General features: G+C 63.0%; 22 protein-coding genes. 10 read left to right on the forward strand and 12 right to left on the reverse strand.

Going from position 1 to position 20,120, the window contains the following annotated elements; genetic code table 11:
• Nucleotides 1–260 precede the first annotated feature (260 nt).
• Nucleotides 261–602: a cupin domain-containing protein gene (locus ABIE18_RS13380; RefSeq protein WP_499723248.1), complete on the forward strand. Its 342-nt coding sequence runs from the start codon at nt 261–263 to the stop codon at nt 600–602.
• 440 nt (nt 603–1,042) lie between these two features.
• Here ABIE18_RS13380 and ABIE18_RS13385 read toward each other — a convergent pair whose 3' ends face one another.
• Nucleotides 1,043–1,267, reverse strand: a complete 225-nt coding sequence (locus tag ABIE18_RS13385) for a hypothetical protein (RefSeq protein WP_499723249.1) — start codon at nt 1,265–1,267, stop codon at nt 1,043–1,045.
• Between ABIE18_RS13385 and ABIE18_RS13390 the strand changes: the two genes are divergently transcribed.
• Together ABIE18_RS13390 and ABIE18_RS13395 are read left to right on the forward strand one after the other, a co-directional pair.
• Entirely contained in the window at nt 1,266–1,508 is a 243-nt protein-coding gene (locus ABIE18_RS13390; protein WP_499723250.1) for a hypothetical protein, read from the forward strand. The two genes, ABIE18_RS13385 and ABIE18_RS13390, sit on opposite strands and share 2 nt — an antisense overlap.
• A 5-nt stretch (nt 1,509–1,513) precedes the next feature.
• A complete protein-coding gene (locus ABIE18_RS13395) occupies nt 1,514–2,071 on the forward strand; it encodes an NAD-dependent epimerase/dehydratase family protein (RefSeq protein WP_499723251.1) in 558 nt (185 codons plus the stop codon).
• A gap of 56 nt (nt 2,072–2,127) precedes the next feature.
• On the opposite strand, the gene ABIE18_RS13400 is transcribed toward ABIE18_RS13395, so the two are convergent.
• Genes ABIE18_RS13400 through ABIE18_RS13410 form a run of 3 tightly spaced genes read right to left on the reverse strand, consistent with a single transcriptional unit; the run spans nt 2,128 to nt 5,911 of the window.
• A complete protein-coding gene (locus ABIE18_RS13400; RefSeq protein ID WP_499723252.1) occupies nt 2,128–3,486 on the reverse strand; it encodes an MFS transporter in 1,359 nt (452 codons plus the stop codon).
• A 59-nt stretch (nt 3,487–3,545) separates the two neighbouring features.
• Nucleotides 3,546–5,312 carry a sulfatase family protein gene (locus tag ABIE18_RS13405; RefSeq protein ID WP_499723253.1) on the reverse strand — a complete coding sequence of 589 codons (1,767 nt, stop codon included), beginning with the start codon at nt 5,310–5,312 and terminating at the stop codon, nt 3,546–3,548.
• Nucleotides 5,309–5,911: a PadR family transcriptional regulator gene (locus ABIE18_RS13410; RefSeq protein ID WP_431117268.1), complete on the reverse strand. Its 603-nt coding sequence runs from the start codon at nt 5,909–5,911 to the stop codon at nt 5,309–5,311. The genes ABIE18_RS13405 and ABIE18_RS13410 overlap by 4 nt, the downstream gene beginning before the upstream one ends.
• A gap of 218 nt (nt 5,912–6,129) precedes the next feature.
• Between ABIE18_RS13410 and ABIE18_RS13415 the strand changes: the two genes are divergently transcribed.
• Both ABIE18_RS13415 and ABIE18_RS13420 read left to right on the forward strand, forming a co-directional pair.
• Nucleotides 6,130–7,431, forward strand: a complete 1,302-nt coding sequence (locus tag ABIE18_RS13415; RefSeq protein ID WP_499723254.1) for an LssY C-terminal domain-containing protein — start codon at nt 6,130–6,132, stop codon at nt 7,429–7,431.
• A gap of 175 nt (nt 7,432–7,606) precedes the next feature.
• Entirely contained in the window at nt 7,607–7,828 is a 222-nt protein-coding gene (locus ABIE18_RS13420; RefSeq protein ID WP_499723255.1) for a hypothetical protein, read from the forward strand.
• A 123-nt stretch (nt 7,829–7,951) separates the two neighbouring features.
• On the opposite strand, the gene ABIE18_RS13425 is transcribed toward ABIE18_RS13420, so the two are convergent.
• Genes ABIE18_RS13425 through ABIE18_RS13435 form a run of 3 tightly spaced genes read right to left on the reverse strand, consistent with a single transcriptional unit; the run spans nt 7,952 to nt 10,183 of the window.
• Nucleotides 7,952–8,356, reverse strand: a complete 405-nt coding sequence (locus tag ABIE18_RS13425; protein ID WP_216924578.1) for a RidA family protein — start codon at nt 8,354–8,356, stop codon at nt 7,952–7,954.
• Nucleotides 8,353–9,114 (reverse strand): IclR family transcriptional regulator, encoded by a 762-nt coding sequence (locus ABIE18_RS13430; RefSeq protein ID WP_499723256.1) that lies wholly within the window; start codon nt 9,112–9,114, stop codon nt 8,353–8,355. Before ABIE18_RS13430 ends, ABIE18_RS13425 begins: the two co-directional genes overlap by 4 nt.
• Nucleotides 9,115–9,118: 4 nt before the next feature.
• Entirely contained in the window at nt 9,119–10,183 is a 1,065-nt protein-coding gene (locus tag ABIE18_RS13435) for a sugar kinase (RefSeq protein ID WP_499723336.1), read from the reverse strand.
• Nucleotides 10,184–10,306: 123 nt separating this feature from the next.
• On the opposite strand from ABIE18_RS13435, the gene ABIE18_RS13440 reads away from it, so the two are divergent.
• The 4 genes from ABIE18_RS13440 to ABIE18_RS13455 are packed head-to-tail and all read left to right on the forward strand — an operon-like array spanning nt 10,307 to nt 15,354.
• The gene (locus ABIE18_RS13440; RefSeq protein WP_499723257.1) at nt 10,307–11,629 is read left to right on the forward strand and encodes a type III PLP-dependent enzyme domain-containing protein; all 1,323 of its coding nucleotides are present in this window, start codon (nt 10,307–10,309) and stop codon (nt 11,627–11,629) included.
• Between the two features lie 10 nt (nt 11,630–11,639).
• Nucleotides 11,640–13,307, forward strand: a complete 1,668-nt coding sequence (locus ABIE18_RS13445; RefSeq protein WP_499723258.1) for an N-acyl-D-amino-acid deacylase family protein — start codon at nt 11,640–11,642, stop codon at nt 13,305–13,307.
• Nucleotides 13,304–13,939 (forward strand): bifunctional 4-hydroxy-2-oxoglutarate aldolase/2-dehydro-3-deoxy-phosphogluconate aldolase, encoded by a 636-nt coding sequence (locus ABIE18_RS13450; protein ID WP_431117261.1) that lies wholly within the window; start codon nt 13,304–13,306, stop codon nt 13,937–13,939. Before ABIE18_RS13445 ends, ABIE18_RS13450 begins: the two co-directional genes overlap by 4 nt.
• A gap of 23 nt (nt 13,940–13,962) precedes the next feature.
• Entirely contained in the window at nt 13,963–15,354 is a 1,392-nt protein-coding gene (locus ABIE18_RS13455; protein ID WP_499723259.1) for a GntP family permease, read from the forward strand.
• Nucleotides 15,355–15,508: 154 nt separating this feature from the next.
• Here the strand turns inward: ABIE18_RS13455 and ABIE18_RS13460 are convergent, their stop codons facing one another.
• The 4 genes from ABIE18_RS13460 to ABIE18_RS13475 all read right to left on the reverse strand — a co-directional run bounded on the left by ABIE18_RS13460 (nt 15,509) and on the right by ABIE18_RS13475 (nt 19,027).
• Nucleotides 15,509–16,015: a universal stress protein gene (locus ABIE18_RS13460; protein ID WP_431117259.1), complete on the reverse strand. Its 507-nt coding sequence runs from the start codon at nt 16,013–16,015 to the stop codon at nt 15,509–15,511.
• 104 nt (nt 16,016–16,119) lie between these two features.
• Complete coding sequence (locus ABIE18_RS13465; protein ID WP_499723260.1) at nt 16,120–16,464, reverse strand: CU044_2847 family protein; 345 nt, start codon at nt 16,462–16,464, stop codon at nt 16,120–16,122.
• Nucleotides 16,461–18,482 (reverse strand): CHAT domain-containing protein, encoded by a 2,022-nt coding sequence (locus ABIE18_RS13470; protein WP_499723337.1) that lies wholly within the window; start codon nt 18,480–18,482, stop codon nt 16,461–16,463. Before ABIE18_RS13470 ends, ABIE18_RS13465 begins: the two co-directional genes overlap by 4 nt.
• Nucleotides 18,479–19,027, reverse strand: a complete 549-nt coding sequence (locus ABIE18_RS13475) for a hypothetical protein (RefSeq protein ID WP_499723261.1) — start codon at nt 19,025–19,027, stop codon at nt 18,479–18,481. The genes ABIE18_RS13470 and ABIE18_RS13475 overlap by 4 nt, the downstream gene beginning before the upstream one ends.
• Nucleotides 19,028–19,225: 198 nt before the next feature.
• Here ABIE18_RS13475 and ABIE18_RS13480 point away from each other — a divergent pair, with 198 nt between their 5' ends.
• Nucleotides 19,226–19,426, forward strand: a complete 201-nt coding sequence (locus ABIE18_RS13480) for a hypothetical protein (protein ID WP_431117256.1) — start codon at nt 19,226–19,228, stop codon at nt 19,424–19,426.
• 17 nt (nt 19,427–19,443) lie between these two features.
• Here ABIE18_RS13480 and ABIE18_RS13485 read toward each other — a convergent pair whose 3' ends face one another.
• The gene (locus ABIE18_RS13485; RefSeq protein WP_499723262.1) at nt 19,444–20,106 is read right to left on the reverse strand and encodes a GntR family transcriptional regulator; all 663 of its coding nucleotides are present in this window, start codon (nt 20,104–20,106) and stop codon (nt 19,444–19,446) included.
• Nucleotides 20,107–20,120 lie beyond the last annotated feature (14 nt).

Here is a 20,120-nt window from a genome sequence, read left to right on the forward strand (position 1 = left end):
GGGTCGTTCAAGAGGTCACGTACCCGGGCTTGCCCGGAGTATTCATGCTAGTCACGAGGGCATGGGGTTTGTCGAGCTTGGGAGAAGTGAGTCGTCAGGTTGCTGGCCAATCGTCGGTTGATGTCTCCGCAGGGCAGCTGAGTTGAGGATGGTAAGCGCCGCGCTCAAGGCCACCGTTACTTCCGGAGTAGATGTGTAGCGTTTAGGGCACCTCCACCGCGCAGGCCAGTGTAAGAGTCGACAGCTGGCAGAATGAGGGCATGACGGAACCAGTTGTGCGAGTAACTCTCCTTGAGCAGCCCTTCGACGACAGAGTCACTGCAGGAATGCACATTCGCCGCATCACTATGCAGCCGGATATTGTTGGCGGTCCGCATCATCACAACGGTCCGGTGTTCGGAGTTATTGAGACTGGTTCGGTCCTGTTTCAGGTCGACGGCGGCGAACAGACGATTTTGCGAGCCGGTGACGTGTTTTACGAGCCTGCTGACGTCCTGATCGATAAATTTGATGCCACGTCTGAGGGCGTCACCTTCATTGGCTATTTCCTGACCGGACCAAATCAGAACCCAGAGCTGACTCCAGGGCGCCCGAACGTCTGAGCTGTAGATTCGACGGGGCTGGCCGCTCGTGTGACTCCCTCGTTGGTCAGAGCTGGCCGAGTAGTTCACGGATGCATGTTCACTCAGCTCTTGGTCTCATTGGGGTGGCTCGTATGGACCTGCTCAAGGAAGACCTCTTGGCCCACGACGTAGAACCATATTCGGGCATCACCTTTAAGTGTGGGCTTGTGCTGCCATCTCTCATGGGTGGCACCGTCTCGCTTCACAAGACTCAGCTCACCACGTAAAGGGTAGTTGAAGGGAGTTATCTGCTCAGGGGTGCGCGTCAGAAAATCCCACGCATCGACCAGGGGGTTCCTGATCGTGGCTTTCAGATCGGTCCAACCACGCCGCGCCTGCACAGAGGCAAACCGAAGTTCGTACTAACTCTTCTTCGACGGACGCTCAACCTTTTCGCTCCTATCACCCTTCACCATGTTCTACGGACGCTCGACGGCTTCCGCACTTTCGAGCCACTTCACAGGTTCTTTGCCGAGGCCGGCGGTGATGGCTGTGGCAGTCTCGCGCCATGAGGTCAGTTCCGCAATGGCAAGATGGGGCTGATTGGTGGCGAAGGACGCCCTTGCCGCCGCCAGGATTTCATTAGCGCAAACGTTTTGGTCAGCTGGGTTCAAGGCAAGCATCCACGGGAAGCGGTCACTCATGCGGGCAAGCATCTTCGGTGACCGGATCGTGGAACTGGGTGCCGACGTCGTGATTGACTTGGTCTGCTTTACGCTCGACTCCGCCACCGCGCTGGTGAACCGACTCCGCAGCGAGGCAGGCCACCTCCTGCACTGCGGTTCTATTTGGCGGTATGGCGCCAGCATGAAGCTGCCCATCGCGGAGGGCTCGGATTCTGCTGCGGCCCAACCGATGAGTACGGCATCCAGAAGCGCGCTATAGCCCGCATGTTGAAGGAAGAGACGGCTTCCGGCGGACTGGCTACTACGTCCTTGCACCCCGGTCACATCGTCGGACCTGGTTGGCAGCCGATCGGACCGCTGGGAAACCTGGACGCATGCGTGTGGGAGACGGTCTCCGCCGGCCGGCCGCTAAAGGTTCCCGGAAGTGGCACCGAGCTGATGCATCACGTGCACGCCGACGACGTCGCGCAAGCCTTCGAGAAAGCCATCCAGCGACGTGAAGCGGCCGCCGGGGAGGACTTCAACATTGTTGCTCCCACCGCACTGACAGTTCGCGGATATGTCGGGATCGCTGCGTCGTGGTTCGGGAAGGAACCTCGCCTCGAGCCAGTCAGTTGGGAGGAGTTCCGCAGGACCACCGCACCTGGGCACGCGGATACGAGCTGGAGCCATCTGTCACGCAACCATTGCTTCAGCATTGAGAAGGCCAAGTCCCTGCTGGGTTACGCGCCCCGGTATGAGCCGGAACAAGCGGTCCGCGAGTCCCTTGAGTGGCTCATCGACCACAAACAACTCAGCGTCGGCAACTTCGCCACGAGTTAAGCCGCGACGTCGGCACTCACCTGAGTGCCGACGTCGAGCCCGAACGGATGCCTAAGTCAGCCCTGGTGCAGTGCTTCCTGCCGGCGCTGCTCCAACGCATTCCGGACACGCTCCACGTCCCGCGGGTAGCAGAAGTAGAGGGCGGTGAGGACTGCTGCGTTGACCAGCATGAGGATCACCAGCGTCCAGAGGAACACGGCCTGGATTCCGAGGCTTGAGGCCAAGGCGCCCGCTCCGAGGGAGAATGCAGCCCACCCGATGGTCTCGAAAACTGTCAGGAAGATAGCGAAGGCCTGGCCTCTGAGTTCCGGCAGGACAACGGCCGCGACGATCGGACGGTTGGCGGGCGGGTTGGCTCCTTGGGCGAAGCCGATCAGGGCCCAGAACGCGCTGTAGATGCCGATGTTGTCGTAGTCGAATTGGGTTGCGAAGAATGCGACGGCGGCGAAGAGAACCTGGGCGCCCTGCAGGTAGGCAACCCGGCCCCTGTCGGGAAGGATCCGGTCCAGGAGGGCGACGAGCCAGCCGCCACCGGCGGTCCCGGCAAAGTAGCCGAGCCCAAAGGGCACCAGGACGATGGCCGCGACGGCGTTGGTGAAGCCCCGTTCCACCACGAGGAACTGGATACCGAAGATCGCGATGAGGAGGTGCCCGGAGAGCAGCCGCGAGAGCATCATGATGGAGAAGCTCGGAATCCGGAACAGGGAGGCCACCGAGCGGACAGTGACTTTCGGGGCGAGGCTCTCGCGGCCGCTGAGGTCTGCGAGCTGCTTCTCGGAAGCGCCCACCCCGGGATCTTTCAGGAGCAGTGCCACCAGCAGGCCGGCCAGGATGCAAATGCCACCGATGGTCCACATGCCGAAGCGCCAGCCGTCAGTAATTCCCGTGAACAATGCGATGAGCGGGGCGATGAAGGAACTGATGAGGCTCATGAATCCGTAGAAGTATCCCGCAGCCTTGCCGCGCTGGCTGTCATCGAAGGAGTCCGCGATGATGGCGTTGGCGATCGGGCTTCCACCGATGATCGACGCCGACATCAGCGTGTTGAGGATCAACAGTTGAACGAAGTCCTGGGAGAAACCTGCGGCTATGCCGAAGACGCCACCTGCCAGGGTAGTGGCGATCAGCGCTTTCCGTCGGCCGATCTTCCCGGCAAGCCAGGCCCACGCCGGACCGGCTGGGACAGCAATAATTTTGCCGAGTGCGGCCAGCAGGCCGAGGTGGCTGCTCTGCAGTTTCAGGGCCGCCGCAATGGTCGGGAACAGGGTGGCGCTGAGGCCGGCTTCCGTGTTGTCCACGACCGTAACGCCGGTGAGGACAGCGAGGTTTCGCCAGCGGTGGGGAACTTTGCTGGCTTGGGCTGCTCCTTCTGCTGGAGCTTCCATGGCGAGGGCAGGGCTGGGTTGGGTGGTCATGGGCTGTAGGTCCTGTCTACATTGTCAGGCTGGGTGGGGGATGTGTCACTGGCTTGGAGTTACGCCGTGGGGACGGCAGCCAGTTCCTCGGCAATGGACCCGAGGGCGCTCGAGGAAACCGGGATGACGGCTGCGAGCTGGTAGAGGCTGAGCTGGGCGGGGATGTTAACCAGTTCAGTGCTGATGAGATCGGGGAGGTGCTTCTCCACGGCTTCGCGGCCGCGGACGTCCTGGAGCAGTTCCAGAAGGGGCAGTGTCAGGGCGGCTCCGCCGTCGGCGAAGCTGTCGATCGGAGGCAGGGGTTCCAAAGCGAGCCGCGCCCTGTCCGCTTGCTGGCCGACCAGCAGGTGCTGGGCTGTGGGTTCGGAATCGAAAGGAATTCCGAGCCGCTGGAACTGGCTTTCCGGTGCATCGTTGGCGTGCATGAGTTGGGCCAGTGTTTTCAGGAGGCGCAGTTCCAGCTCGTCGTCGATGATCGGGTTCGTTTGGTGTGGGTCTTTTTCCAGGTCAAACAGGAGGGTTCCGTGGACCCATGAGTTCATCATGGAGGTGGTCTGGAGTTGCATTGTCCGCAGTCCTTTGGTGAAGCTGAACGCTTCCGCAGGTTCCCATTGCGCGAGTTCGGCTGTGGAGAACCGCGACCGCATGTGGGTGGGCATCAGCGTGTAGTCCTCCAGCGGAGCGTTGGAAGGATCGACGGCGGCACGCATGTAAACGTAGCGGCCGTCAGTGACGTTGACGTGGCCACCATGAATACCGAACAGGGCCGCCTCACGCACTTCGCTGTCGTCCTGCAGCACGGCGGCAAGGTCCTGGCCCTGCATATCCTGCGTAGGTTCGACGCCGAAGAAGCGCAGCATGGTGGGTGCGATGTCGATCGTCTGGGCAAGAGCTCCACGCCGGGTGTCCTTGCCGCCGGTGCGCGGGTCCCACAGGAACATGGGCAGGTGCACGAGCTCGTTGAACCATGGCTGAACAGACTTGGCCCACCAGCCGTGCTCGCCCAGCAGGAAGCCGTGGTCCGTGTTCACCAGGAGGAGGGTGTCTTCCCACAGGTTGTACTGATCCATGGCATCCAGGACCCGTCCCAGCGACTTGTCGCACATCGAGACCAAAGCGGCATATTCGTAGCGGGCGTGCTCCACCTGATCCTGCGGCTCGGTGACCTTTTGATATCCCGGCCAATCAAATTCGGGGCCATCGTAGTCGTGCTCGTACAAAGCCTTGTATTTGCTGTGGGCGAAGAAGGGCTCATGCGGATCGAAAAGCTCGATCTGGAGCATCCACTTGTCTGCTTCATGGTTGGTATCTATGAAGTGCAGGCCAGCGTCCACGGTTTGGGTCTGGGAGTGGTCTGCCTCGGTGGGCATGTAGCTGCGGTTGATGAGGTCCTGCCGCTTCATCCCGGCACGCCAGTCTTGGCTTCCGTCGGTAGGATTTACTACACCCTTCCACGGGTCGCCTTCCTGGCCCCGGAAGAACTCCCAGGTGGTGTACCGCGGATGGTATGTGGCGCCGCCGTCCTCCCAATAGTGCGGGTGGTCTGATACGAGATGCGTGTGAACCCCTGCTTTTCCCAGCATCTCCGGCATGGAATCGTCGAACGGTTCCAGCGGGCCCCAACTGCGGTGCAGGAAATTGTGGCGACCCGTGTGCATTTCGCGGCGGGCTGGCATGCAGGGCATCGAACCGGCATAGAAATTGTCGAACGTGGCCGTCTTTGCTGCGAGGCGGGCAAAGTTGGGCGCATCCACGAACGTGTCCGCCGCGTAAGGGGAGAGCATGTGCCTGTTGAGGCTATCGAACATGAGAATGATGGCCTTCATGGTCGCAGCTCCGCCGGTACTGCGGTGAGGGAGCGGGACGACAGTTGTCCATCCAGGAGCTCCTTGCGCAGGCTGATCAGTCCGGCCACGTGGGCATCGATGGCGCTCGCGCCCATGACGTGCAGGCGCTCTCCCACAGATTCGGCCAGCTCGGTGTCAAAGGCGATCGTGGGAGCCCATTGTTCCCTGCGGTCGCGGTTGCGGTACCTGGCGATTTCGTCCTGGCGGGTCTGAATTTCGACGTCGAGAATCCGGAGGAGTTGCTCGGCGCTCATGAAGCCGGCGAAGGACAACCGTGCAGCGAGTTCGGGGTCCTGGAAACGGCTGGCCGGGTGGTACGGGCCGGTGAGCCAATCGAGGAACACGGTGGCTCCCTCATCAGTGACGCGGTAGGTCTTTGCGTCCTGTGCGCCGGGCCGGGGGTCCACGCTGTGGGTCACCCAACCTTGGCTCTCCATGCTCCCGAGCGAGCGGTAAACCTGGCTCATCTGCGTATTGGAACGCAGGAAGCGGCCATGGGTGTCCAAGTACTTCTTGATGTCGTAGCCCGTGCTCGGGTGCTCCAGCAGGACTCCAAGAAGGATGTGTTCGAGCTTCATTGTTCTCTCCATTGGCGGGTCATTGCGTGATGCGGGTCACGCCCTCTAAGAAAAGAATGACACAAGTGGAATGGTGCGTCAATGACACAAATGGAATGCTTTTTGTACGATGGGCGCCGAGGCAAGTTCCGGCGTCGAACCTTAACGCCCAAGCCTGTGTACACAAGGGGGACTGGAGGTGAAGCTTAAGGGGCACGTGCACCCAGGGGGAGTTCCGAATGTACAAAGCGCCGAACAGAGGAGTCACGGACAGTCGACTCGACCACGCTTTCTTCGTCCTCGGTGGAGCCGCTGCGGTGTGGCTGGCATTCCTTTTGGTGGGGGAGAGCTTTCACCTGGGGTGGGGCCAGGTGTGGTTCTCCTTTGTGTTCTGGGCATTTTTGGCCTACCTGCTGCTGCCTCGCCTCCACCGCATCCTGACCACCATTTACGTTCCCGGCTACTTCATCGGCCGGGCCCGGACCAGCGACGGACTGCTCGGCGACCCGGTAAACGTGGCCATTCTCGGCACCGAGCCGCAGATCCACGCGATCATGCGGGCCGCCGGGTGGACCATTGCCGACGACGTGACCTTCGCCAGCAGCCGGCGCATCGTGAGCTCGACACTTTTGAGGCAGAGCTACACGCAGGCGCCCGTCAGCCCGTTGTACCTCTTTGACCGGCAGCAGGACTTCGCCTACCAGCAGGAAGTGGACAGCAACCCCGGCAAACGCCACCACGTCCGCTTTTGGCGCTGCCCCGAGGGTTGGATGCTGCCCGGCGGGCACAAGGTGGACTGGCTCGCCGCCGGCACCTACGATCGCAGCGTTGGCTTCTCGCTGTTCACCCTGCAGATCACGCACAAGATCGAGCAGAACACCGACGTAGAGCGGGACCACATCGTGCGGACGGTGTCTGAGGCTGAGCCTGCGGTGACCGTCCGTGTCATCAAGGACTTTTCCACCGGATATCACTCGCGCAATGGCGGAGGGGACTCGATCTCCACGGACGGCGATCTGCCCATCATCGACGCCCGCCGCGGGCCCGTCCCCGTCGACCAACCAGCCAGTCAGACGGACAGCCGCGACCGCCGTCCCGCACCCACTATGACGGGCGCATTCCTCGTGGTCATCCGGGCCTTGGCCGCGCTCGCTTTGACCATCACTTTGCTGACCTCGGGCGGCAACATCACCATCGAGGACGCCAACCTTGACCCACAAACCACGACGGCGGCAATCGTCGCCATAGCTGCGATCGTCCTGGTCTTCGGGCTCGGCGAAGTATTCCTTGCCTGGCGGATATTCCTTGGCAGCAACGGCGCTCGAGTGATCGCGATGGGACTCAGCTCCATCTCGATCGTGGTCCAGGCCATCGATGCCTCCACGGGGACCACCAACCTCACGCTTGAGGCCGGCCTGTCCGGCTTGGCCACGGACATCCTGGTGCTCCTGGCCCTGTCCAGCCAGCGAGCCAGGATCTATGCCAAGCGCCAGCGGGTGCCGGCCGTCCCGCCGTCGGTGGTTCGCCGCGTGGCTTCCTGACCTTCTTTGGCACTGGGGGTCCCGCGACGCGCCTGGGAATGCGGCGTGTCGACGCGCTATGAAAGTCAATGGGGGTCAGGAAGCAACACTCAAACAAGCCCCCAAGAAAACGCTCGACGGCGGCACTCGCCCAAACGCTTGCACCCCGTCCACCGGCCCACGTAGCCTCACGTAGATGAGCGATGACACAAAGCCCACGCTGGACCGGAACACGCGAGCGGATAAGTACGGGAGTTCGGCATTGCTCCCAGTTGGAGTCGTCTTCCTCCTTGTCGCGGTGGCCATGGCGGTCTTAGTCAACCCTGCCTGGATCGCATTCCTGGGCATGGGCATCACTTTCCTCATCCTTGGGATCCAAAACCGCCGCAAGAACAAGAGCGAAACCCCGGCTCCCTAGCCCAAGAGAACGCCGAGGCCGCGCAAAATCACTGGGGTCACAGAAACGGGCTGACGACGCCTGGATAAAGGTGTCGCCAGCCCGAAACTGCGGCGCAAACGAAAGTGGGTGTCGCAGCCAGGCTTAGGCAGTAACAGCCAGGGCGTCGATCTCCACCAGCATGACCTCGTGCGGGAGATCCACAAACACCGTGGTGCGGCTCGGCAGCAAACCGCTGGGCACGTTCTCGCGGATGAACTCGCCGTAAACCTCGTTCATCGCGGCAAAGTCATCGCGGGTGGTGAGGTAGACGCGGAACATGATGACGTCTTCAACGGAGGATCCGCCGGCTTCGAGGATGGCCTTCACGTTCTCCAGTGTGCGACGTGTCTGGACTCGGACGTCGCCCTCGCCAATGTACTGGTTGGTGGCGGGATCCATGGGGCCCTGGCCGGAGACCTGGAACATCCCGCCCTTTTTGATGCCCTGGGAGAATACGTGCGCCGGGGCGGGGGCGTTTTCGGTCAGTACTACGTTCTTTTCACTCATGCTGAGTTCCTTTCGTGGCTGATCCAGCCGAGGTCATTCGAGATGGCCTCGGTGCTGGCTTTGAGATCGGGCAGCAGCTCCAGCAAGCCTTCATAGCTGAGCATCACTACCGGTACCGAACAAGAGGCTGCGGCAACAACGGCGCCGCTGGCGTCGCGGATGGGGGCCGCGATGCAGTGCACGAATGCCTCGTGCTCAGCGTTGTCGTGGGCCCAGCCTTGGATCCTGACCTGCTCCAGCTCGGCCAGCAGGGCCTCCGGTGAGGTCAGGGTGTTCTCGGTAACTTTGATGTAGTCCAGCCCCGCCGCGATTTTTTCCTGCCGGCTGCGCGGCATATCGGCGAGGAGGACTTTGGACACGGCGGCCGAGTGCAGCGATGCAGTCAGGCCGATGCGCGAGTACATGCGGACGGGGTGGTGCGACTCGAACTTGTCGATGTACACCACTTCATTCCCTTCAAATGCCGCGAGGTGGACGGTGTGCCCGGTGCGACCGTTCAGCTCGGCGAGGTGCGGGTGCGCTACCTTGCGGATGTCCCGCTGCTCAAGAGCCAGCGATGACAGCTCGAACAGCTTGGAACCCAGCATGAAGCGCTGCTCTTCGTCCCGCACCACAAACCGCTTCTCCTCCATGGCGTGCAGGAGCCGCATCACGGTGGTTTTGTGCACGGATGCTCTGGACGAGAGCTCGTCAAGGGTGGCTGGCTTCGCCGCGAGTTCGGCGAGCAGGTCGATGGCCCGCATGAGGCTCTGGCTCAAAATGTCACGCTCCGGTTCTGGTGTTGAAATGTCCCTCTTCAACATGGATAGCAGCCCAGTCCTCATCCGAAGAATCGAGGATGGCCGCGAGCTCCTCGGCCTCGGGTAGCGGTCCGCGGTCGCCATGAACAGTCAAGGTACAGGCGGCCGCGACGTGCCCCCTGCGGAGGCTCGCCTTCTGGCCGAGCCCAAACAGCATGCCGCTGAGGTAGCCGGAGGCGAACGAGTCACCCGCGCCAACAGGCTCGACGACGGAGACGGACAGTGCGGGAACCTCTTCCCGGGTGCCACTCCGATCCAAAGAAATGGCGCTGATCGCCTCGTTCTTGATCACCAGCACCTGAGGGTCCGGCATCAAACGGCGGAGTTCGGCTTCATCGGTGGTGCCAAAGGCATGCTCGGCTTCGTCTTTACCAACAAGCACGACGTCGGCCAGGTTCGCCAAGCGCTGCAGGACGGAACGGTCCTGGCCCGCCCACAGTGCTTCCCGCCAATTGACGTCGAAGCTGACGATGCGCCCGTTCCGAGGTTCGCCCAGCATGGCTTCCAAGAGAGACAGGCACTCCGGGGACAAGGCAGCAGTGATGCCACTCAGGTGGATGAGGGCCGCGTTTTCCAGCAGCGACGAAACAGCGGGATTGGAAAGCAAGGGGCGTCCCATGGCCGACGCCGCAGAACCTTGCCGGTAGTACAAAACTGAACTGCCGCCGTCGGGGTCTGTTTCCTGGGCAGGGACCTTCACGTAGAGGCCGGTGGGCCGGGACTCGTCCACCTCGACGCCGGAGACTCCCACTCCGTGTGCTTGAAGCTCGTCAAGGATGCGCGTGCCGAAGCCATCGTGGCCCACGCGGCTAACCCAGTGCGTGTCCAGTCCCATGGCCGCCAGTCCCATGGCGACATTGGACTCAGCGCCGCCAATTCCGCAGTGGAGCTCGGTGGCGAGGTGAAGGGGAACGGCTTGGACAGGGGTAAGCATGGCCATTGTTTCGCCAACGCATACAGCTGAAAGCATCGTTCTCCCATTAGTTCGTGCGCTTCTCAGCGGCCTTGACTCTCGATCCGCCACCATGTTAGACATATCACCAGCAGGTTTGCAACCAGCGTTGCAAAATACGCAACGCAGCTGAGAATCGCATACTGAACAGCCCCACACCGCAGCTTCAAAAACGCAGCCCCGCGAAGGGAATGAACCGTGAACACCTCCGAAGCCATCTCGGCACACGCCGTGGCCGGCCTTGCAGACCGTCAGCTCGATTGGCGGCACAAGGCCATTCCAGCCACCGCCAACGGGAGCACGCACGCCGAATTCCTTGCGGCGAAGCACACCCTGGCAGATCTCCAGACGCCGCTGCTCACGCTTGATAGTGCCGCCCTTCAGGCCAACGCCGACCATCTGGCCGATTGGTGCAAGGAACACGGCGTGCTGTTGGCGCCGCACGGCAAGACCACCATGTCTCCCCAGCTCTGGACCGAGCAGCTCAAACGCGGAGCCTGGGGAATCACGTTGGCGAACTTCGCCCAGCTTCGGGTAGCCCGGGAGTTCGGCGTCCGGAACCTTCAGCTTGCCAACAGCCTCACGGACCCGCATGCCATCCAATGGGTGGCCCGAACGTCCACTGCCGATGCGCCGATCCTGTCCTGGGTTGACTCCGTGGGAACCGTGGAGGTCATCAACCGCGTGCTCGCCGGGAGCGACGCCGTGCTGGATGTGCTCGTGGAGCTCGGCGCCCATGGAGGCCGGACCGGAGCCCGGGGCGTTGACGGTGCCATGGCGGTGGCCCGCGCGGTTGCTGCCTCACCGAATCTCCGCCTGGTAGGTGTCAGCGGCTACGAAGGCTCGCTCGCGCACACAGCCGACGACGCCGGACTGGGTGCCGTCCGCGGCTACCTCGCACAGATGCGGCTCCTCCATGAGGAACTGCTCGCCGAAGATCTCTACGGCACCGGTTCAGTGATCATCACGGCGGGCGGCAGCGCCTACTTCGACGACGTGGTCACGGTCCTCTCACCAACCATCAGCACGGGAGCGGAAACAGGTGGCCCGTCTGTGGACCTCATGATCCGAAGCGGCGCCTACATCATCCACGACGACGGCTTCTACCGCGGAATCTCGCCCTTCTCCCGCTCCGGGAACCAGCCGTTCCGCGCGGGAATGCACGGTTGGGCGCGGGTCGTCTCGCAAACGGAACCGGGCCTGGCCATCCTCGACGCCGGCAAGCGTGACCTCCCGTTCGACGAAGGACTGCCGGAACCGCAGCTCATCGGTCCTGTCCTCGGCGGCGCGATGGAACCACTGCATGGAGCCCAAATCACGTCGGTCAACGATCAGCACTGCTTCATGACCTTCGACCCCGAAACCACCAGCCTCCAACCCGGCGATGTGATCCGGCTGGGCCTGTCCCATCCCTGCACAGCCTTCGATAAGTGGACCGTGATCCCGGTGCTCGCGGACAGCGCGTCCGCCGAAAGCACAGGCAACCAGACCGTCGTCGACCTCATCCACACCTTCTTCTAGGACCCCTGCCATGAAGATCCTTATCAGCAACGCCATCCTGGTGGATGGAAGCGGAGCGGACCGCCGCCCCGCGGATGTCCTGCTGGACGGGGCCGTGATTGCCGCCGTCGTCGACGCCGGTTCCCTCACTGCAGCGTCAACCGGCGCGGACCGCGTTATCGATGCCACTGGCCTGGTCCTGAGTCCTGGGTTCATCGATATGCACGCGCATTCTGACCTGCAACTGCTTGTTAACCGGCAGCACTACGCCAAGCTCAGCCAGGGCGTCACCACGGAACTTTTGGGCCAGGACGGCCTGTCCTACGCACCGGTGGATGATGCCACGCTTACAGGTGTCCGGGAGAAAATCGCTGGTTGGAACGATAACCCGGCGGACTTCGACTGGAACTGGCGGACCGTGGGGGAGTACCTGGACCGGCTGGATACCGAGGTCACCGATGCGGACGGCACCACAGGCCGCATTGCCACCAATGCCGCGTACCTCGTTCCGCAGGGAACCGTCCGCGCCATGGTGATGGGCTTCGCAGAAGGTGATCCCACCCTGCAGCAACAGCAGCAGATGCAAGACGTGATCCGCACGGCGATGGAGGAGGGCGCCGTTGGAATGTCCTCCGGCCTGACCTACACGCCGGGCATGTACGCGCAGACCGAAGAACTCGCTGGCCTCTGCAGGACTGTGGGCGAGCTGGGCGGCTTCTATGCACCGCACCACCGTTCCTACGGCAAGGGCGCACTGGATGCCTACGCGGAGATGATCGGCCTGAGCCGGGACACAGGATGCGCCCTGCACCTCTCCCACGCCACCATGAACTTCGCGGAGAACAAGGGCCGGGCAGGGGAACTCCTGGAGCTCATCGATAACGCGCTGGATGACGGCGTCGACATCACCCTGGACACCTACCCGTACCTCCCAGGTGCCACCACGCTCTCCGCGATCCTCCCCAGCTGGGCATCGTCCGGAGGCACGGAAGCGACGCTTGCCCGCCTCAAAGACCCCGAGACCCGCGCCCGCATCCGGGAAGCCGTGGAGATCTACGGATCCGACGGCTGTCACGGAGTAGTTGCCGAGTGGGACACCCTTGAAATCAGCGGCGTCCAGAACCCGGCGCTCGCGGGACTCGTGGGCAAAACCATCAAGGACATCGCTGCCGAGAGCAACGAGGAGCCGTTCGATGTCTTCGCCCGCATCCTCACCGAAGACCGCCTCGGCACCGGCATCCTGCAGCACGTGGGGCACGAGGAAAACGTCCAGGCCATCATGAAACACCGCACGCACACCGGCGGCAGCGACGGCCTCCTGGTCGGCGCCAAGCCACACCCCCGAGCCTGGGGAACCTTCCCTCGCTACCTCGGCCACTACTCCCGCGATCTTGGATTGCTCAGCCTCGAGGAAACCGTCCATCACCTGAGTGGGCGTCCGGCCGCACGACTCAAGCTCCACAAAAGGGGGCTGGTTCGCGAAGGCTACGCGGCCGACGTCGTGCTCTTCGACCCGGAGACCATCCGCGACGAAGCCACTTTTGAGAATCCCCGCCATGCCGCCCGCGGCATCCATTACGTCTTCGTCAACGGCGCAGCAGCGATCGACGGAGGCCGGCCCACCGGTGCCCGCGCCGGCCGTGCCCTGCGTCGAAGCAGTGACGGACTCACCCGAGAAGGAAAGCAGCACCACCCATGACTCCTGAAGAATTCATCCAGCAGCTTGAAGCCGACCGCACCCTTGCCGTGGTCCGCGCTCCGTCCATCACGGACGCCGCGGATCTCTGCCGGGCATTGGCCGACGGCGGCATCCGCAGCGTGGAACTGACGTTCACCACCCCGGATGCGCTCAAGCACGTCAAGCGCGCGGCAGAGACCGCCGCAGACCATGGTGCCGCCGTCGGAATTGGTACGGTCCTGACCGCAGACCAAGCCCGCGCAGCGATCGACGCCGGGGCCAAGTTCCTGGTGACACCTGGCATTCGGCCCGAGGTTGCAGCAGTCGCCGTGGCCGCAGGCATTCCCTTCAGCCTTGGCGCCATGACGCCCACCGAAGTGGCGCAGGCACTTGACCTGGGGTCCGGCGTCGTCAAGATTTTCCCTGCCCGGCAACTCGGCCCGGCGTACCTGAAGGACCTGCAGGGCCCCTACCCGGGCATCCGCCTGTTGCCTTCGGGAGGCATCGACGCTTCCAACGCAAAGAGCTACCTCGACGCCGGTGCTGCCGCAGTCTGCTGCGGCACCAGCGTGGTCCCGCCCGCAGCAGTCGCTGCAGGCAACTGGGCAGACATCGCGGCCCGTGCCGCCGCGTTTACCGGCACCCTCAAGTAGGACTCACCCAGAAAGAAACCCCCATGAATGAATTCCTCGAATGGCTGCGGCATGACACCGCCGGCCTGCTCCTCCTGGCAGGCGCGGGCATCGCCCTCCTGCTGTTCCTGATCATCAAGGTCAAGCTCGAACCGTTCATCGCCCTGGTGGGAACCGGCGTGATCGTGGCTTTGGTGGGTGGGGTCTCGGTTGAAGCGTTGGTCGGCTCGGCCACCAAGAGCAGCGACGCCCTGATTGAGAAAGGCTTTGCCGGCATCCTTGGCCACATCACCGTGATCATCGGCCTCGGCACAGTGCTCGGTGCCATCCTCGAACGCTCTGGTGGCGCGGAAGTGCTGCTCGGCAGGCTCGTGAAGATCTTCGGTGAAAAGGGCACCCCGCTCGCCATGGGCATCACCGGCTTTGTGTTGGGTATCCCGGTGTTCTTCGATATCGGCATCTTCGTCCTGGCGCCGTTGGTTTACGTCGCTGCAATTCGCGGCGGCAAGTCGCTGGCACTGTACGCACTTCCTTTGCTGGCTGGCCTCTCCGTGACACACGCGTTCCTGCCACCGCACCCCGGACCCGTTGCTGCCGCCGGCCTTTTCCATGTTGACCTTGGCTGGATCATCCTCATGGGCCTCATCTGCGGTATCCCGGCCTGGTTCGCTTCCGGTATTTTGTGGGGCACGTGGATCGGCAAGCGTGTGATGGTTACCGTGCCCGAGGACCGCATCGTTCCCGAGGCCGAGGAAGCCCGCGGCCACGAGCCGTCCATCGGACTGGTGCTGTTGGCCATCGGCCTGCCCATGATCCTCATCCTCGGCGGCACGTTCGGCAACATCTTTGCTCCTCCCGGTGTCTTCCGGGACATACTCCAGTTCTTCGGCAACCCGGCCATCGCGCTGACCGTCGCCGTGCTGCTGGCCATGTGGCTCCTGGGCATCCGACGCGGCATGAGCTCCGCCGAACTCAGCGAAATCACGGGTTCATCGCTTCGTCCCGTGGGCATGATCCTGCTGGTTGTTGGCGCCGGTGCATTCTTCGGCGCAGTTCTCTCGGCTACCGGTGTTGGTAAGGCTGTGGCGGACTCGCTGGCCCAGGCCGGCCTGCCGATCATCCTCTCCGCCTTCGTGATCAGCGCGGGTATGCGCATTGCGCAAGGCTCCGCAACCGTGGCGATCGTTACCACTGGTGGCATCCTGGCCCCAAGCCTGGCCTCCGGTTACTCCCAGCCTCAGCTCGCCCTGATCGTGGTGGCCATTTCCTCCGGCTCCATCATTGCCAGCCACGTCAACGATGGCGGCTTCTGGATCATCTCCAAGTACTTCAACATGTCCGTCAAGGACACCTTGAAGACGTGGACCGTCCTGGAGACGGTGTTGTCCATTGTGGGCTTCGCAATGGCGGCGCTGCTGTACACGTTCGTCAGGTAGCTGGGCCCGCCGCTTAAACAAAGAGCTCCGGAGTGCGTTATTGGGGGATACGCACTCCGGAGCGGTCTTTGAGCAGGTGCTTTCGCCGTCCTGCAGTAATCACTCTACGTGGGGCGGGACGGCATTGCCACCACCTCGAATAAGTACTTTCGCTTTAGTTTTTACGGGCAGCTTCCTGCGGCTTTTTCTGCGGGACGATCAACACGGGCCGGCGTTGGTGGTGGCTCAACCATGCCGCCACGGAGCCGTTCAAAGCCTCGGAAATGCGGTGTCCCAAACCAGGTTCCGGCGTTCCGACAATGATCATCGAGGCGTGGATGTCCTCGGCCAGTCGGCCGAGGGCTCGTGCGGGGTCTCCAGCGAGCAACCGCAGAGTCCAGTCCGCCGAGCCACCATCCATGGCCTCGCCGATGACCTTGCCCAGATCACTACGAACAGCTGCGACGTCCTCGTCATCCTTCTCCGGATGAAGCGACATTCGGTGTGTCTCCCGCGCCGGGTCCCATTCCACGAGGTAGCTGGCCTCGTCCACGTACGCACAAACCAGCGGCACGCCGAGTTGCTCAGCCAGCGTCCGGGCCGTTTGCAGCACCTCCACATGCTGGTCTGGCAAGACGCCGACAACCAAAGGAATCCGTCCGCTGAAATTCTCCGCAGCCATACCTTATTGTTGCGCCGCAAGGTGTCCTTGAACAGGCTGTCTGCTCACCAAACCAGGTCGCAGATGAGGGCGTTTTGAGGGCTCAGAACGCCCTCATCTGACACCTAGTTGGGCGGAGATGGTTTGTTCCACGTCAGCCGCACCTTGAAGTTGGACGCAGTGCTGGCCGATGCAATGAAAGCCCCGGCCTCCGCGTGGAGGTCTATGCCGAACTCCACACTGACCTCGTCAGGCCGGTTCTCCAAGCTCAGCAGCTCATCAATCACGCCCTGGACGGCGGGCCGAACATGCTCCAAGGCCCGCTGGAACGTCTGCTGGGCCCTCGCGAAGACGCCGGAATGATCCCCCGCATGATCGCCACCCCGGGTCACGATGCTCCCGGCTGTGCTCGCGACCTCCACAACAACCGTGCCGCCGTCGTCGGTGGTGAACTCAACCAGCCGGCTCATGGCGACGTTCCCGCCTTGGCAGCAGGCCCCGCTTCAGGTCCGGCTGCAGGGATGGTGCGGAGCCGCCGTGCCATTACGACGAACACAACGCCCACCGTGCAAAGAAGCATCAGATGCAGCAGCAACGGCAGCGCCTGCGACATGTACCAGCTCTCCATGAACACGCCTTTCCCTTGGATCCAGATGATCGGTTGCAACACCGTGGGCAGCAGGAGGAGCCACGCAAACGTTCGCCTGGCCGGGTCCTTCAGAGCCAGGATGCCCGCCCAAAGTCCGAAGGCGGCCAGGATAAAACTGGCCACGACGGCGGTCACTTCCACCGTGTAGTTCAAGCCGGCGAGCCCAAAGATCGCGGCGGAAAGCACGACGCCGGTCATCGCAACACGCGCTGGTACGGTCCGTTCAGGCAGCCCGGCCACCATGAGCAGCAGATAACCGACTGGTGCCAGCAGGCCGTACAGGATCCGGAGCACGATATCCCCGCCGTTGTCCTGCCAGTAAGTCTCGTCGAACCACATGAAGAACACCACGATGGACGCCCCCAAGGCGCCCGCCACCGCCAAAGCCGCTCCGCCCCACGCGAGCGGTGTCCAAGCGAGTGCTGGTCGCAGCGGTTTCGGGGATGGAGTGCTCGACGCCGGCGCTTGGGTGGGTGCCGGGGCTTTGGTAGGTGCCGGGACCCGCGCTGCGGGGTGTGCAGTTGCGGGGGTCGCCGTTGGCCGCCGTGGTTCTGCGGGCAACTCCGCAGCCGTGTAGGAACCTCTTTCCGGGGAAGGCTGCTTTTGGGGCTCCGGTTCTGGTGGCATCGCTTTTTTGATCTCAGCCCTTGCAGCGCTCGCAAGTCCGTCGGGATCGGCCGCGGTCGGATCGAGCGTCGCAAGTTCGGCTGACACATCCACCACGGCTCCCCATGAGCCCAAAGACGAGTGGTAGCGCAGTTCGCCCTGAAGGTCGGAGATGCGTTGACGGCGCTCGCAGTCCTGCCGGCGGTTTGCTGCTTCGGGGAACTGATCTTCCTGCACCAAGGCAAAGCCGTCCGCCGCGGCCAGCCAATCGCCGGCCTCTTCAGCGGCGAGTGCCTCACGGTAGGTGCGGGACATGTCCAGCCGATGCTGTGCGCTCTCCCTTAGCGCCGTGGCGTCACGATAGCCGGGTTCCAAGGTCAGGAGGTCATCGAACAATTCAACGGCTTGCTCGAAACGCCGTGCCCTTAGCTCCGCGGAGGCCTGGACATAAAGGGCGCGCAATTGGGCCCGCTTCATGGCCTGGTCGGCGTTGGTTTGCGCGGCCCTCGCGGCAGCGCCGTCTCCCGCGCCGGAGCTTCCCGGGGCCTGCAGCGGGGCTGACGTTTGCCCGCCCGAGGTGGGTGCCGGCGTCGGGACCGTAGCTTGGCCGGCTTGCCCGCCCGAGGTGGGTGCCGGCGTCGAACGTGCTTCCGACACCGTTGCGCGTGGCGTGCCACGCAGCGTGAAGAGTTGAGTGGAACCGCCCCGGACGTAGAGGGCCGGAGTGACCCATTCCAGTGTGCCGTCCGGGCTGGCCATGACCGAGATGCGGCCGACGCGTGCTGCCTCGTCCACAGTTCGGCCGTTGGCGATCGCGGCGTAGAAGCCGTGGGCGAAGGCGATGGCCGCGGAGTCGCTGATGGCGAATTGCATTGCCGCGACGGCGCCTATCCCGCTCCTGACCAACGAGGAAGCGGTGCCGGAAAAGAGGTCCGATTGCCCCATCTCACCGGAGGAGCACGAGTTCAACACAACGAGCCGCGGGCGTGGTGCCGCGACACTGAGCAGGGCCATGAGCCGCACGGCGCGGACCATCGCGGCCCTGCCGTCCGGCCCCACCAGAGCGATCCTGCCTTCATCGGTCCGGGAATCGTAATCACCGTGGCCCACAAAATGCACCACATGCCACGGGCCGGCAAGCAGCATGGACTGAACGTCGTCCCAGGTTCCGCTCCTGGACCAGACCAGTTCCACGCGTCCCTCGGCTACAGGACCAGCCAGTGCCCTGCTCAGGTGGTCCTTCTCGGCATCGACATCGAGGGTGGGAAGGTCCCGGGGTGAAGCGACATGCCCAGGATCCGAAGTGGGGGAGCTACGTCCAAGGGGTTCTGGTTGTAGTCGGGGGCCGGGATGTGCCGTAGCAGGGGTTCTGTTTGGCACAAGTACGTCTCCGTTTCGGGGTCGAAGAGGGTCTCCCACGGCATGGTTGCCAATTCCGGGGCGGCAAGCCGCAAGACCACCCTGAGTTGCTGGCCGGCGTGTTGTGCCGCACCCAGGCTCGCCCGGTACGTGCCGTAGACCTCGCGGGTGAACAAAGCCTGGAACAACTGCTGGCCAACTTCGCGGACTGCCATCTCGGCCACGGGCATGGTGCGCCGGGCAGCCACGGCGGAGGCAAGAACGGTGGCTTCCAGTTGGGGCAGCCGGTCCAGGATGCCGTCAACGTCCAAGGTGAACATCCCCGAAGCGTGGCCTCCCGCCGGAGCACGGACCACGTGCACCGTGTATTCGCCGCGTGCAGAGCCGGTATCGATCTCCAGCTCGATGTCACAGTCCATCGCCGATCCCTTGTGCGAGCGGGCGTCGGCACGGGTTCTTGAAACCTGTGCGCCAGCGTCCTAGGTACAGATTGGCCCTTCGCCCGATTCCCCACAAGACCCCGATAGCCCTGCACCCACGCAGCGACACCTGTAGGGGGAGCCCTTGTAGACGACCCGACCCCGGCCTACGGTTAATCCGAAGGAAGGTGGTCTGCGATGGAAATCTTCATGTGGTGGCTGGACCTGCACTTGGACAGCAAGGAGTGGCTACGCGAAAACCTGCGTGCCGAGGAACTCCCGTTGCAGGTCCTGCAGCATATTGCCGAGGCTGGCGGCCCTCATCCAGACAAGGTCAGTGGGGTGCTGACGTTGCAGGATTGGGACTTCATTGAGACGCAGTCGGAGTTCGTGGACTAAGGCAGGGCCTGCTCCGTTTACTTCTGTTCCAGAGGTTCTTCGTGGAGAGCATTCTGGAATTGGCTGACCATCTCCTGGCGGAAGGCATCGAAGTCTCCGGCCAGAGCCAGCTCAGCTAATTTCTCGTGCTCAACAGCGATGTCGTGCAGGTCGCTATAGGTACGGTGATCGACCGCCAGGTAGAGGCGCAACTTGTTCTCCCACCCGTTCCACATGTTTTGCAGGGCGGTATTCCCCGAAAATTCGTAGAAGAGCCTGTGGAAACGAAGGTGGGCGTCAATGCTGGCGGGGATGTCGTTGGTGTCGGTGGCCCGGTAAAGTTCCTCGATGGTTTGCTTGAGCCGGAGCCGCTCGGGACCCCGCAGGGTTGGGGCTGAGAGCTCGGCAGCATAGGTCTCGACGAGTACCCGGATCGACGCGATTTCTGCGACGTCACGAGCGCTGACTTCCACAACGAAGGATCCCCGGAAGGGGACCTTGACCACCAGCCCTTCTTCCTCGAGCTTTGTCAGCGCCTCACGCAGCGGAGATCGACTGATACCGAGGTCTGCGGCGATATGTGTCTCGCGCAGTTGTTCCCCAGGAGGCACAGTTCCATTCAGGATGGCGGTGCGGAGCACACGGTAGACACCGTCCGGCGTCGTCATCCGCTGTTCCTGCCACGTGAACTTGCGGTCCATGTTCCGCCTCCCTT

Source organism: Arthrobacter sp. 2762 (assembly GCF_040548745.1).
Lineage (GTDB): Bacteria > Actinomycetota > Actinomycetes > Actinomycetales > Micrococcaceae > Arthrobacter.